Genomic DNA, 14416 nt, shown 5'->3' with positions numbered 1-14416 from the left:
AATCCTCAATGCATCGCGAGCGGGGCGCCGCCCTTGGGCAGCGGCTTGAGCAGGAACGTCAGTGGGATCGTGCAGACCACGATCACCCCGAAGATCCAGAACAGGTCGTTGTAGGTCATCACCAGCGCCTGCTGCTGCACCATCCGCGCCAGTTGCGCCAGCGACTGCATCGCCGCGCCGGCGCCGGAGACCGACTGCAGCTGCGCGGCGATGCCGTGCAGGTAGTCCTGCGCCAGTGGCGAGTTGGCAGTGGTACCGCTGCCGAGCATCTGCGTGTGGAACACCATGCGCCGCTCCTGGAAGGTGGAGATCAGCGCCAGGCCGATCGAACCGCCCATGTTGCGCGCGGCGTTGAACAGGCCCGAGGCATCGCCGGCCAGGTCCGGCGGCACCGAGGAGATCGCCGCCTGGTTGAGCGACATCATCGCCAGCGCCAGCCCGCAGCCTTGCAGCAGCTGCCCGGCGACGAAGTGCATGCCGACCGATTCGGCGGTGAGATGCATGTTGACGAAGCAGGCGGTGGCGAAGCAGGTCAGCCCGCCGAGCACCAGCACGCGCACGTCCACCGTGGTCAGCAGCTTGGGCATCATCGGCATCAGCAGCACGGTGGGGATGCCCGACAGCAGCACCACGTAGCCGGACTGCTCGGTGTTGTAGCCGGAGATCACCGCCAGGAACTGCGGGATCATGTACATGACCCCGAACAGGATCATGCCCACCGCCATCACCATCACGAACACCGCGCCGAAACTGCGCTGCAGCAGGATCGACAGGCGGATCACCGGCTGCCGGCTGAAGAACTGCGAGGCCACCAGGGCAATGAAGCCGACCAGCGAGACCACACTCAGCAGCACGATCTCGGTGGATTCGAACCAGCGCTCGCGCTGGCCCTCCTCCAGCACCACGGTCAAGGCGCCCAGCCCCGCGGTCAGGCCGAAGATGCCGAGCCAGTCGGCATCCAGCAGCCCGCGCAGATACATGCGCTCGTGCGGCAGCCCGAGCAGCAGCAGCGCCACCAGACCGGCGCAGACCGGCACGTTGAGAAAGAACGCGTAGTGCCAACTGACGTTCTCGGTGAGCCAGCCGCCCAGCAGCGGCCCGATCACCGGGCCCAGGATCACGGTCATGCCGAACAGCGCCGTGCCCAGGGTCTGCTGCGCCGGCGGCAGGCGCGTGGCGACGATGGTCAGCGCGGTGGGGATCAGCGCGCCGCCGGCGAAACCCTGGCCGACGCGGCCGAGAATCATCATGGTCAGGCTGTTGGACAGCCCGCACACCACCGAGAAGAAGGTGAACAGCAGCGCGCAGATCAGCAGGAAATTGCGCAGCCCGAGGGTGCGTACGAACCAGCCGGTCAGCGGGATCATCACGATCTCGGCGACCAGGTAGGAGGTCGAGATCCAGGTGCCCTCGGTGCCGCTGGCGCCGACCTCGCCCTGGATGGTCGGCAGCGCGGCGTTGACGATGGAGATGTCCAGCGTCGCCATGAACGAGCCGATGGTGCCGGCGGCCACCGCCAGCCAGGCGCCGCTGTCGGCCTTTTGCGGCGCCTGCGCGCCAGCCGCCGCGGCCGCTTCGCTCACGGGGTGCGCCCGCGCGGGGCGACCGCATCCTGGCCCTGCGCGTCTTCTTCCTCCACGCGCTGCTTGGCGTCCTTGGCGCCGCGCGTATCGACGGTCACCGTCACCGACATGCCCGGCACCAGCACCTTGCGCGCTTCGGCGCCGGCCTTGAGGCGGATCCGCACCGGCACCCGCTGTACCACCTTGGTGAAGTTGCCGGTGGCATTCTCCGGCGGCAGCAGCGCGAACTGCGACCCGGTGCCCGGGGCGATACTCTCGACCACGCCATCCAGTTCCACGCCCGACAGCGCATCGACCTCGATCCGCGCCGGCTGCCCCGGCCGCATCAGCCCGACCTGGGTTTCCTTGAAGTTGGCGCTCAGGTACAGCGCCTCCACCGGCACCACGCTCATCAGCCGGGTGCCGGCGGCGACGAACTGGCCGACCTGCACGGTCTTGTCGCCGATGCGGCCGGCGATGCGCGCGGTCAGGCGGGTGTCCTCTACCGCCACCTGCGCCTGCGTGGCGTCGGCCTGCGCCTGTACCAGGCCGGCGCGGGCCTGATCGAGCTTGGCGCTGGTGCCCTGCACCTGGCTCTCGGCAGCGGCGACCTGGGCCTTGGCCGCGTCGAACTGCGCCTGCGCGCGCTCGCGGTCGTGGAGGATGCTTTCGTAGTGTTCGTGGGTGTCGGCGCCGGACGCGGCCAGCGGCCCGAAACGCTTGGCCTCGCCCTGGGCGAAGCGCAGGCTGGCAGCTGCCGCGGTGACCTGGGTGCGCGCCTGCAGCACGCTGGCGCGCTGCGCCTGCAACCCGGCCTCGGCGGCGGCGATGTCGGCCTGGCGCACCGCGATGACGGCTTGCGCCTGCTCCAGGGTGGCGCGGTAGGTGCGCGGGTCGATCTCCAGCAGCGGCTGCCCGGAGACCACGGTCTGGTTGTCGCGCACGTACACCGCGGTCACGTAGCCGTTGACCCGCGGCGCCACCGCCACGGTGTCGGCCTGCAGATAGGCGTTGTTGGTCTCCTGCAGGTAGCGGCCGGTGGTGAGGTAGTAGATCAGCCACACCACCAGGCCGATCACCACCAGCAGGCCGATCAGCAGCAGGGTCCATTTGACCTTGGGGTTCTTCAGCGGCGACGGCGTGTCGGGCTTGCCATCGTCGTCCCGGCCCTTGCCGTCACGGCGCTTGTCGTCCCGGGGCGTGCCGGACTGGCCCTGGTCGGCATGGGCATCGTGCGCGGCGGCCTGCCGCGGCGCCTGCGAGGAGTGTGGGTCGTGGTTGCTCAAGTCGCTGATTCCTGGGGAGAGGAAGAACGTCGCCGGGTTGGGACAGCGGGCCACCAGACGGTAGCGTACGCCGGACGGCGCATTATTTGTACCGGCGAGTACAGAGTGTGTGAGCATGGCGTGGCGGTGCCTCTGCGGCGTCTCCGCGATTGCGGACGCTATGCAGCGCCAGACCCGGCCGCTTGCGTCGAGGGAGCGATGTCCCGGTGTCTCATCCCGATGGGGGGACCAATGTTTCGGGGTGCCCTTCAGCCGCGCGATGAGGCGCTATCGGGAAGGCCCGTCGCGGCTGAAGCCGCTCCTACGGGAGAGGTTCTTGCCTGTCCGATCTCAATCGGGAGAGCCTGCCGACGCGGTACTGCGTGCGCCAGCAGACCTTGTAGGAGCGGCTTCAGCCGCGACGAGCGAAGACGCCAGATGTCCCGGGCAGCATCGCGTCGGGACTGAAGTCCCTCCCACAACAGGTGTTAGCGTCTGCGGTGGCCGGTTTGGACAAGCGCAGCGCTCAACGCCTGCTCGTTCAACGGCAAGCCGCTACCCGGGACCATAAAGGCCAACTGCTCAACGCCCGGTCTTGATCTCCGTCCACAGGCGGGTATACAGCTTGTCCACCTCGGGCGGGTTGATCGAATAGGTGAACATCTTCGCGGCCACTTCCGGCGGCGGATAGATGGTGGGATCGTTGCGGATTGCCGCATCCACCAGCGGGGTCGCCTGCGGGACCGGGTTGGCGTAGTGGATGAAGTCGGTATTGGCCGCGGCCACCTTCGGCGTCAGCAGGTAGTTGATGAACGCGTAGGCGTTCTCCGGATGCTTGGCGTCCTTGGGGATGGCCAGCATGTCGAACCACTGCGGCGCGCCCTCCTTGGGAATCGAATAGGCCACGTGCACGCCGTTCTTGGCTTCCTCGGCGCGGTCGCGCGCCTGGATGATGTCGCCGGACCAGCCCACCGCCAGGCAGGTGCTGCCGTTGGCCAGCGAGGTCACGTACTGCGAGGAGTGGAAGTTCTGCACGTACGGGCGGATGCGCTTGATCAGCGCCGCGGCCTGCTCGATCTTGGCCGGGTCGGTGCTGTGCGGATCCTCGCCCAGGTAGTGCAGCGCGATCGGGATCAGGTCCGAGGGCGTGTCCAGCAGGGTCACGCCGCAGTCCTTGAGCTTGGACAGGTTCTCGGGCTTGAACACCAGGTCCCAGCTGTTGGCGATGTCGGTGCTGCCGAACGCGGCCTTGACCTTGTCCACGTTGTAGCCGATGCCGGTGGTGCCGACCATGTACGGCACGCCGTACTTGTTGCCCGGATCCTGCTGCGCGATGCGCTGCATGATCTGCGGATCGAGATTGGCCAGGTTGGGGATCTTGCTCTTGTCCAGCGGCAGGAACACGCCGGCCTGGATCTGCCGGCCGAAGAAGTTCAGCGTCGGCACCACCACGTCGTAGCCACTGCCGCCGGCCAGCAGCTTGGTCTCCACCATCTCGTCGCTGTCGAAGACGTCGTAGGTGACCTTGATGCCGCTCTGCTTCTCGAACTCGGGGATCGTGTTCTCGGCGATGTAGTCCGAGTAGTTGTAGACGTTGAGCACCTTCGCCTCGCCCTGCCCCGCCTTGTCCGCATCGCTGCTGGAGCCGCCGCAGCCGGCGAGCAGCGCCGTGGCCAGGGAAAGAGTGAGCAGTCGCAGGGTCATGGCAGGTCTCCGCAGGTCCATGGGCAAGAGGGGGAGGATCCGCGACACGCGCCGGATCCGGGGTGGACAGCCCAGACTACCCAGCGCCGGGCGATTTGCCCAGGGCCTGCGCCGTGTCCTCCAGCGCCAGCCAGGCCTTGTCGAACAGTTCGTCGACCTGGGCGCGACTGAGGATCAACGGCGGCGACAGCAGCATCGCGTCGTGGGTGGCGCGCAGGATCAGGCCGCGGCGCAGCGCGTTGTCGCGGCACAGCGCGCCGACCTTGCCGCGCTCGGGGAAGTAGTGCCGGCGCGGCTTGTCCGGCACCAGCTCCAGCGCACCGATCATGCCGACGATGCGCGCCTCGCCGACCAGCCGATGCTCGCCCAGCTCGGCCCAGCGCTGCGCCAGGTACGGCGCGATCTCGCTGCGTGCGCGTTCGACGATGCCCTCGTCCTGCAGCAGGCGCAGGTTCTCCAGCGCCACCGCCGCACACACCGGGTGACCGGAGTAAGTGCAGCCGTGCGCCAACTCGCCGCCCTGCTCCTTCAGCACGGTGGCCACGCGCGTGCCGAACATCGCCGCACCGAGCGGGATGTAGCCGGAGGTGATGCCCTTGGCGATGGTCATCACGTCCGGTTGGAAGCCGAAATGCTGCGCGCCGAACCATTCGCCGGTGCGGCCGAAGCCGCAGATCACCTCGTCGGCGACCAGCAGCACGTCGTAGTGGCGGCAGATGCGTTCGATCTCCGGCCAGTAGCTGCGCGGTGGGATGTACACGCCGATCGCGCCCATGATCGGTTCGCCGATGAACGCGGCCACCCGCTCCGGCCCCAGTTCCAGGATCTTATCCTCCAGCCGCCGCGCGGCCAGCAGCCCGTACTCCTCCGGGTCCATGTCGCCGCCGTCGCCGAAGCCGTACGGGGGATCGATGTGGTGGATGTCGGGAATCGGCAGGCCGCCCTGGCGGTGCATGCCCTTCATCCCGCCGAGGCTGGCCCCGGCCATGGTGGTGCCGTGGTAGCCGTCGTGGCGGCCGATGAAGATGGTCTTCTGCGGCTGGTCCTGCACTGCCCAGAAGTGCCGCACCAGGCGCAGGATGGTGTCGTTGGCCTCGGAGCCGGAATTGGTGAAGAAGGCATGATCGAGGTCGCCCGGCGCCAGTTCGGCGAGCTTGGCGGCGAGGCGGATGGTGGGTTCGGTGGTGCACTGGAAGAAGCTGTTGTAGTACGCCAGCTGCTCCATCTGCCGCGCGGCGGCCTGACCGAGTTCCTTGCGCCCGTAGCCGACGTTGACGCACCACAGGCCGGCGAAGGCGTCGAGCAACTGGTTGCCGTCGGCATCCCAGACGTAGGCGCCGTCGCCGCGGGTGAGGATGCGGGTGCCTTTCTGCGCCAGGGCGGCGTTGTCGTTGAACGGGTGCAGGTGGTGCGCGGCATCCAGGTCTTGCAGGGCGCGCGTGTCGATCCGGTCCATGTTCACTCCAGTGTCGGTGCCAAGGCCGCCGCCGCGGCCAAGCTCTGCTGTTGCTGTTGCTGTTGCTGTTGCTGTTGTTCTTGCCTTTGCCTTTGCCGTTGCACTTATTGTTGCCGTTGCTGTTGCCTTACCGGGTTCCCTTCCGAAGCGGCGGCCGGCCCGGGGAAAAACCCCGAAGGGCGGCGCACATCCCTGTGCGCCGCCCTTCGGGTTTTTCCCCGCCATGCCCGCCGCTTCGGAAGGGAACCCGGTAAATCAAAAGCAACGACAACAGCCGAAGCAACAGCAACAGCAACAGCTAAAGCGGCGGCGGCGGCGGTGGCAGCAGGTCGGAACAGCAGCGACCAAAGGCGCGAACAAGCTAGCAGCAGACCAACCACGACGGCTGCCAGCCGCTCACACGTTCAACAACAAAAACTCCCGCTCCCACGAACTGATCACCCGGAAGAACGTCTCGTACTCCTTGCGCTTGACCGAGATGTACGCCCGCACGAACCGCGGCCCCAGCAACTCCTGCAACGGCGCGCAGCGCTCCAGCTCGTCCAGCGCCTCGCCCAGCGAGCGCGGCAGCTGATACCCCATCTCCTTGCCGCTGCCGGTGGTCGGCTCGGTCGGCTCGAGCTTCTCGCGGATGCCGAGCAGGCCGCAAGCCAGCGTCGCCGCCATCGCCAGGTACGGGTTGGCGTCGGAACCGGCGAAGCGGCTCTCCACGCGCATGTTCTCGATCGTGTCGATCGGCACGCGCAGGCCGCAAGTGCGGTTGTCGAAGCCCCACAGCACATTGCTCGGCGACACCTCGCCGAACATCAGCCGGCGGTAGGAATTGACGTTCGGCGCGAAGAACGCCATCGCCATCGGCACGTACTTCTGCAGGCCCGCCAGGTAATGGGCGAAGGTGCGGCTGTACTCGCCGGCACGGCGGCCGCTGAAGACGTTCTTGCCGTGCTTGTCCACCAGGCTCTGGTGGATATGCATCGCGCTGCCCGGCTCGTTCTCCATCGGCTTGGCCAGGAAGGTGGCGTAGACGCCGTGGCGCAGCGCCGCCTCGCGCATGGTGCGCTTGAACAGGAACACCTGGTCGGCGCGCGACAGCGCGTCGTCGTGGGTGAAGTTGACCTCCAGCTGCGCCGCGCCGGATTCGTGGATCAGCGTGTCCACGTCCAGCTCCATCGCATCGCAATAGTCGTACATCAGGTCCAGGATCGGATCGAACTCGTTCACCGCGTCGATCGAGTACGACTGCCGCGCCGTCTCGGGGCGACCAGAGCGGCCGGCCGGCGGCAGCAACGGGAAGTCCGGATCGGTGTTCTTCTGCACCAGGAAGAACTCCAGCTCCGGCGCCACCACCGGCTTGCAGCCGATCGCCGCGTACGCCGCCAGCACCCCGCGCAACACGTTGCGTGGCGCCAGTTCGTGCGGCTGGCCCTCCTTGGTGTAGCAATCGTGGATCACCTGCGCGGTGGGATCGGCGGCCCACGGCACCATCCGCACCGTGTCCGGGTCCGGACGCAGTTGCATGTCCGAATCCGACGGCGAGGTCAGGTCGTAGTAGTCGTCCGGGTAGTCGCCGGTGACGGTGGTGGCGAAGATGCCCTCGGGCAGGCGCGTGCCGTAGTCGTGCGAGAACTTGGCGGCGGGAATGATCTTGCCGCGCGCGTTGCCGGTGATGTCCGGCACCAGGCACTCGACCTCGGTGATGTGGCGCTCCTTGAGCCAGCGCCGCAGCGAGCTTTCCTGCTGTTCCGGCGTGTGCTTGCGCGATCGGGGTCGACTGGCCATGGGAATCAGTGCCTGCGGGTGGCCGCATAGTGGCGACAGGCGTCGCCGAAGGATTGGAAGATGCCGAGATAGAACGCGTCGTCGAGCACCCGCCACTCCGGATGCCATTGCACGCCGAGCAGGAAGCCGGGGCCGATGCCGCGGAAGGCCTCGATCAGGCCGTCCGGCGCCAGTGCCTCCACGATCAGGTCGCCCCCCAGGCGGGCCACCCCCTGCCCGTGCAGCGAGTTGACCCGTACCCGGTCGCGGCCGGCGATCTCCTCTAGCCAGCCGCCGTGGCTCAGCGTCACCTCGTGCGCCGGCGCGTACTGCGCTTCCAGCAGCGCCTGCGGGTCCTCGCGGTGATCGGACAGCCCCGGTTGTGCATGCACCTTCTGATGCAGGGTGCCGCCAAGGGCGACGTTGACTTCCTGGAAGCCGCGGCAGATCGCCAGGATCGGCAGGCCCAGCGAGATCGCCTGCGGAATCAGGTCCAGGGTGTTGGCATCGCGCGCCGGGTCGTGAATGTTGCCGAGCCAGCTCGGCTCGTCGCTGTAATGGTGTGGCTCGATGTTGCTGACCGCGCCGGTCAACAGCAGGCCATCGAGCCGCGTCAGCCAGGCGCGCGCATCGACCGGCGGCTGCAGCGACGGCAGCAGCACCGGGGTCACCCCGGCACCATCGACGGCGGCGCGCAGATACTTTTCGCCCGCCGCCAGGAACGGATGGTGGCCGATGAGCTTGCGGTCGGTCGGTACGCCGACCAGGGGCGATACGGCCATGCGAAGAACTCGTGCGGCGTCGCCGCAACTTACCGTGCGCGTTTTATTTTTACAACACGACACACTGCGGAATGCAGCACAGAGCGAGCGAACGCAGCGATTACCGGACCCTGCGTGACACGTGCATTGCGCCTGAGACGGCGCAGAACCGCGCAACCGCCGCGCAACCGCGTGATCGAACGCGAGCGCATCGCTCCAGGGGCCGTTGAGTATTCTTGACGCCATGGCGCTCTGCTAAGCTCGAAGCACTCCCGCCGTCCGCCGCGATGACCCGCATGCACGATGCCCCGCTGCTGCCCCCGGACGACGCCCAGACCCTGCAGCGCATCGCCGGCTGCGAGCACATCGACCTGTTGCTGCCGGACTGCAACGGCCTGCTGCGCGGCAAGCGCATCGCCCGCGACGCGCTGGACAAGGTCTACCGCGACGGCGTGTGCCTGCCGATGTCGCTGATCGCCACCGACATCACCGGCAACACCGTCGAGGAAACCGGGCTGGGCTACGACATCGGCGACGAGGACCGACTGTGCTTTCCGGTACCGGGCAGCCTGCGGCCGGTGCCGTGGGCGCCGGTGCCGTCGGCGCAACTGCTGCTGGCGATGCAGGACGGTGCCGGCGGCCCGCTCGACTTCGCCCCGCGCCAGGTGCTGACGCAGGTGTTGGCGCGCCTGCAGGCACGCGGGCTGACCCCGGTGATCGCGGTGGAACTGGAGTTCTACCTGTTCGACCCGCACGCCGACGCGCATGGCCGCCCGCAGCCGCCGCTGCATGCGCACAGCGGGCTGCGCAACGACAGCACCCAGGTCTATTACATGCAGGAACTGGACGACCAGCGCAGCTTCACCGATGCGGTCGCGCAGGCCTGCCGTGCGCAGGGCATTCCGGCCGACACCGCGGTCGCCGAGTACGCGCCCGGCCAGTTCGAGATCAACCTCAAGCACCGCGCCGACGCGCTGGCCGCCTGCGACGATGCGGTGCTGCTCAAGCGCGCGATCAAGGCGATCGCGCAGCAGCAGGGCCTGCTCGCCAGCTTCATGGCCAAGCCGTTCGCCGCGCAGTCCGGCAGCGGTCTGCACGTGCACGTGAGCCTGTTGGACAGCGCCGGCCACAACGTGTTCGCCTGCACCCCACAGGCGCCGGCCGCATCCTTGCGCCATGCCATCGGCGGGCTGCAGCGCAGCGCCGAGGACTGCCTGCTGCTGTTCGCGCCGCATGCCAACAGCTACCGGCGCTTCGTCGCCAATGCCTTCGTCCCGCTCAACGACAGCTGGGGCTTCAACAATCGCACCGTGGCGATGCGGGTGCCGCACAGCGACCCAGCCAACACCCGCATCGAACACCGCATCGCCGGCGCCGACGCCAATCCCTACCTGGTCGCCGCGGCAGTACTGGCCGGCATCGAACACGGCTTGGCACAAAGCATCGATCCGGGGCCGCCGACGCAGGGCAACGCCTACGCGCAACACGCCGCACGCGAACCGGACTGGCGCGGCGCGATCGCCCGCTTCCTGGACAGCGACTTCGCCGCCGCTCACTTCGGCACGCATTTCCGGCATGTCTACGGCCAGCAGAAGCGCCGCGAGCTGCTGGATTTCCAGGCGCAGGTCAGCGATGTGGATTATCGCTGGTATCTGCGGACGGTTTGAAGGCCGGGAATCGGGAATGGTGAATCGGGAATCGAAAACAGCCACAGCGAAAGCGCCGGCAGCCCAGCGCATGGTGTGCCTGCGCCACCGCAACTGTTCGCCGCCATGACCAGCGCTTCTCCGATTCCCGATTCCCGATTCCCGACTCCCGGCGCGTCTTGGTACCTCGACAGCGCCGCACCGCTCCCGGAACAGGAACCATTACGAGGCAAGGTACGCGCCGACGTATGCATCCTCGGTGCCGGCTACACCGGGCTGAGCGCGGCGCTGGCGCTGGCCGAGGCCGGGTATCGGGTGGTGGTGCTGGAGGCGCAGCGGGTCGGTTGGGGTGCGTCCGGGCGCAACGGCGGGCAGGCCATCGTCGGCTACGGCTGTGAGCAGCACACCCTGGAAGCCCTGCTCGGCCAGGACGATGCGCGGCTGCTGTTCGATTTCTCCCGCGACGGCATGCAGTTGCTGCGCAGCCGCATCGCCCGCCATGGCATCGCCTGCGACTGGCGCGACGGCCACGCGCACGTGGCGATCAAGCCGCGCCAGGAGCGCGCGCTGCGCGCCGGCATCATCGAGATGGCGCAGCGCTACGACTATCCGTTGCAATGGTGGGACCGCACGCAATTGCAGTCGCAGTTGCGCAGCCCGCGCTATCTGGGGGCGATGTACGACGCGGCCAGCGGCCACCTGCATCCGCTGGAGTACGCGCGCGGCCTGGCGCGGGCGGCGCTGGCCGCGGGCGTGCGCATCCACGAGCAAACCCCGGTCACGCAGTTGGTGCGCGGCGCGCGGCCGATCCTGCGCAGCGCGCACGGCGAGGCCGAAGGCGAGTTCGCCATCCTCGCCGGCAACGCCTGGCTGCGCGGCATCGCCCCGGAACTGGAATCGCGGATCATGCCGGTCGGCACCTACATCGGCGCCAGCGCGCCACTGGGCGAGGCGCTGGCGCGCGAGCTGATCGGCAACGACATGGCGGTGGCCGACATCAATTGGGCGCTGGACTACTTCCGCCTCAGCCGCGACCACCGGCTGCTGTTCGGCGGCCGCGCCAGCTACTCGTCGCTGCCGCCGCCCGGCCTGCGCGGGGTGATGACCCGGCGCATGCGCCGGGTGTTCCCGCAACTGCGCCAGGTCGAGATGGACTCGGTGTGGGGCGGCTACGTCGACATCACCCGCAACCGCGCCCCGCACTGGGGCCGGCTGACCCCGAACGTGTACTTCGCGCAGGGCTTCTCCGGCCATGGCGTGGCCGCCACCGGCCTGGCCGGGGCGGTCATCGCCGCGGCGATCGGCGGCCAGGCGCAGCGGCTGGACGTGTTCGCGCGGATCCCGCATGCGCCGTTCCCCGGCGGCCGCGTGCTGCGTACGCCGCTGCTGGTGGCGGCGATGTCCTGGTACAAGCTGCGCGACGCGCTGTGGTAGCCGCCGGCGCGCCCACGCCGCCCTCAAGTTCGCGCGCGCGCGGCCGATAACGGGGTTCCATCCCCGGATTGCCGCCCGCGAGGCATGCATGTCGCACCCGCTGCCGATCTACCCGATCGCCCCCGACGGCAGCCCTGCACAGCAGCGCATCCTGCTGGTGGAAAACTCGCGCACCTTCACCGACCTGCTGCGCGCGGCGATCGAGCAACGGGTCGAATTGCCGGTCGTGGTGGTCTCCACCCTGGCCGAGGCCGCCGCCGCCCTGGATGACGGCGGCCCCTGGTTCCTGGCGCTGACCGGGCTGGTGCTGGCCGACGGCGACCGCGACACGGTGGTGGATTTCTTCGTCGCACGCGGGCTGCCGACGGTGGTGGTCAGCGGGGTCTACGACGAAAGCCTGCGCAAGCGCATCCTGACCCAGCAGATCATCGACTTCGTGCTGAAGAACGCGCCGGACAGCATCGACTACCTGGCCTGGCTGGTGCAGCGGCTGGCGCGCAACCGCTCCATCACCGCATTGGTGGTGGACGACTCGCCGTCGGCGCGCGCCTATGCCGCCTCCTTGCTTTCGATGTACGGCTACCGCGTGGTCGAGGCCGCCGACGGCGCCGCCGGGCTGCGTGCGATCGAGGCCAATCCGTCCATCCGCCTGGCGGTGGTGGACCAGGAAATGCCAGGCATGGAGGGCGTGGAATTCACCCGCCGGCTGCGCGCGTTGCGCGCACGCGACATGCTGGCGGTGATCGGCCTGTCCGGCAACAACGACCCGTCGCTGGTGCCACGCTTCCTCAAGAACGGCGCCAACGACTTCCTGCGCAAACCCTTTTCGCGCGAGGAGTTCTTCTGCCGGGTCTCGCAGAACGTGGATCAGCTGGAACTGATCGGCACCCTGCAGGACCTGGCCACGCGCGACTTCCTCACCAGCCTGCCCAACCGCCGGCACTTCCTCGAACAGAGCCAGCGCGTGCTGGCGAAATGGCTGGCGCGCCAGGAACCGGTCGGCGTGGCGATGCTCGACATCGACCATTTCAAGCACATCAACGACACCTTCGGCCACGAGGCGGGCGACGAAGCGCTGCGTGCGGTGGCCGCGACCCTGGCCGCGCACGCGCGGCCGCAGGACATGGTGGCACGCTTCGGCGGCGAGGAATTCTGCATGCTGGTGCCAGGCCTGGACGCCGCCGCGGCCGCCGGCTACTTCGAAGCGCTGCGCGCGCGCATCGCCGACCTCAGGATCCCGCTCGGCACGCAAACCCTGCGGCTGACCATCAGCATCGGCGTCAGCAGCAGCGGCCCGCAGCGGCAGACCCTGCATCCGCTGCTGACCGAGGCCGACAAGTATCTGTACCTGGCCAAGGCCGGCGGCCGCAACCGGGTCGAACACGCGCCGCCGGCCGAGCCGACGCTCAGCGACGCGGCCGCCTGATCGCCAGCAGCGCCAACACCGTCAGCAGCGCCGCCGCGCTGAGGTAGTAGCCGACCCACGACAGGCCGTAGTGCGTGGCCAGCCACACCGCCACGTACGGTGCCGGCGCCGCGCCGACGATGCCGGCCAGATTGAACGCCAGCGAAGCGCCCGTGTAGCGCACCGGCACCGGAAACAGCTCGGCCAGCAGCGTGCCGCAGGGGCCGTAGGTCAGGCCCATGAAGAAGAACCCCAGCGCCAGGAAACCCAGCACCTGCCAGGGCTGCCCGGCCTGGAACAGCGGCGCGAACAGCAGCCCGAAGGCGACGATGGCCACGCTGGCCACGAGCATCGCCGGACGCGTGCCGCGGCGATCGCCATACCAGGCCGACAATGGGATGCCGGCGGCGAAGAACAGGATGCCGACCATCTGCAGCAGCAGGAACTGCTCGCGGCTGTAGTGCAGCGAGGTGGTGCCGTAGCCGAGTGCGAACACCGTCATCAGGTAGAACAACACGAAGGTGGCCAGCACCGCGAACGTACCCAGCACCGTCGCGCCGACGTGCTGCGACAGCACCGTCTGCATCGGCAGGCGCACGCGTTCGTTGCGATCCAGCGCACGCTGGAAATCCGGGGTCTCGTGGATGCGCAGGCGCACCCACAGCCCGGTGATCACCAGCAGGGCGCTGGCGACGAACGGAATGCGCCAGCCCCAGCGCAGGAACTGCGCCTCGTCCAGCACCGCGCCCAGCAGCAGGAAGATGCCCGAACACAGCAGGAAGCCCAGCGGCGCGCCCAGCTGCGGAAACATGCCGTACCAGGCGCGCTTGCCCGGCGGCGCGTTCTCGGTGGCGAGCAACACCGCCCCGCCCCATTCCCCGCCCAGACCCAGACCCTGGCCGAAGCGGCACAGCACCAGCAGCGCCGGCGCCCACAGGCCGATCCGGTCGTAGCCGGGCAGCAGGCCGATCAGCACGGTGGACAGGCCCATGGTCAGCAGCGCTGCCACCAGGGTCGCCTTGCGCCCGACACGGTCGCCGAAGTGGCCGAACAGCGCCGACCCCAGCGGCCGCGCGATGAAGGCCACGGCGAAGGTCGCCAGCGACTGCAGCTGCGCCGCATCGGCGTCGCCCTTGGGGAAGAACAGCGTGGGGAACACCAACACCGCGGCGGTGGCGTAGATATAGAAATCGAAGAACTCGATGGTGGTGCCGACCAGGCTGGCCAGCAGCACGCGACGCGGCGAATTGACGGGCGGAACGGGAGACGCGGCAGCGGTCATGGAGGCGACATCGACAGGCAATCGGCCGATTCTGGCAGTCCCGCCGCGGCTTGTCTCGCGCAGGTCCGCCGCACGATCCGGCTCAGTGCGGCAGTTGCACGCGACCAGCGGCGGTCAGCACCGCCAGCTCGCGCTCGCCCGCC

At 68.7% G+C, this 14416-nt stretch carries 10 protein-coding genes; 3 read left to right on the top strand and 7 right to left on the bottom strand.

Annotated features, from left to right (window positions below; genetic code table 11):
* Positions 1–5: 5 nt before the first annotated feature.
* The 6 genes from ACP93_RS06045 to ACP93_RS06020 form a co-directional block, all read right to left on the bottom strand.
* Positions 6–1583 carry a DHA2 family efflux MFS transporter permease subunit gene (locus ACP93_RS06045; protein WP_048489871.1) on the bottom strand — a complete coding sequence of 526 codons (1578 nt, stop codon included), beginning with the start codon at positions 1581–1583 and terminating at the stop codon, positions 6–8.
* Positions 1580–2848: an HlyD family secretion protein gene (locus tag ACP93_RS06040; RefSeq protein WP_048489870.1), complete on the bottom strand. Its 1269-nt coding sequence runs from the start codon at positions 2846–2848 to the stop codon at positions 1580–1582. Before ACP93_RS06040 ends, ACP93_RS06045 begins: the two co-directional genes overlap by 4 nt.
* Positions 2849–3409: 561 nt before the next feature.
* Positions 3410–4531, bottom strand: a complete 1122-nt coding sequence (locus ACP93_RS06035) for a polyamine ABC transporter substrate-binding protein (RefSeq protein ID WP_048489869.1) — start codon at positions 4529–4531, stop codon at positions 3410–3412.
* A 76-nt stretch (positions 4532–4607) separates the two neighbouring features.
* Complete coding sequence (locus ACP93_RS06030) at positions 4608–5987, bottom strand: aspartate aminotransferase family protein (RefSeq protein ID WP_048489868.1); 1380 nt, start codon at positions 5985–5987, stop codon at positions 4608–4610.
* 396 nt (positions 5988–6383) lie between these two features.
* Positions 6384–7766 carry a glutamine synthetase family protein gene (locus tag ACP93_RS06025; protein ID WP_048489867.1) on the bottom strand — a complete coding sequence of 461 codons (1383 nt, stop codon included), beginning with the start codon at positions 7764–7766 and terminating at the stop codon, positions 6384–6386.
* Positions 7767–7771: 5 nt separating this feature from the next.
* Positions 7772–8527, bottom strand: a complete 756-nt coding sequence (locus ACP93_RS06020; protein WP_048489866.1) for a gamma-glutamyl-gamma-aminobutyrate hydrolase family protein — start codon at positions 8525–8527, stop codon at positions 7772–7774.
* A 266-nt stretch (positions 8528–8793) separates the two neighbouring features.
* Here ACP93_RS06020 and ACP93_RS06015 point away from each other — a divergent pair, with 266 nt between their 5' ends.
* The 3 genes from ACP93_RS06015 to ACP93_RS06005 all read left to right on the top strand — a co-directional run bounded on the left by ACP93_RS06015 (position 8794) and on the right by ACP93_RS06005 (position 13012).
* A complete protein-coding gene (locus ACP93_RS06015) occupies positions 8794–10173 on the top strand; it encodes a glutamine synthetase family protein (RefSeq protein ID WP_048489865.1) in 1380 nt (459 codons plus the stop codon).
* 105 nt (positions 10174–10278) lie between these two features.
* Positions 10279–11586, top strand: a complete 1308-nt coding sequence (locus ACP93_RS06010; RefSeq protein WP_048489864.1) for an NAD(P)/FAD-dependent oxidoreductase — start codon at positions 10279–10281, stop codon at positions 11584–11586.
* Between the two features lie 88 nt (positions 11587–11674).
* The gene (locus ACP93_RS06005; protein WP_048489863.1) at positions 11675–13012 is read left to right on the top strand and encodes a GGDEF domain-containing response regulator; all 1338 of its coding nucleotides are present in this window, start codon (positions 11675–11677) and stop codon (positions 13010–13012) included.
* Here the strand turns inward: ACP93_RS06005 and ACP93_RS06000 are convergent.
* Positions 12993–14273 carry an MFS transporter gene (locus ACP93_RS06000; RefSeq protein ID WP_048489862.1) on the bottom strand — a complete coding sequence of 427 codons (1281 nt, stop codon included), beginning with the start codon at positions 14271–14273 and terminating at the stop codon, positions 12993–12995. The genes ACP93_RS06005 and ACP93_RS06000 overlap by 20 nt on opposite strands.
* Positions 14274–14416: the final 143 nt, after the last annotated feature.

The organism is Xanthomonas sp. NCPPB 1128 (assembly GCF_001043115.1).
Classification (GTDB): domain Bacteria; phylum Pseudomonadota; class Gammaproteobacteria; order Xanthomonadales; family Xanthomonadaceae; genus Xanthomonas_A.
This window is presented reverse-complemented; position numbering and strand designations above follow the sequence as displayed.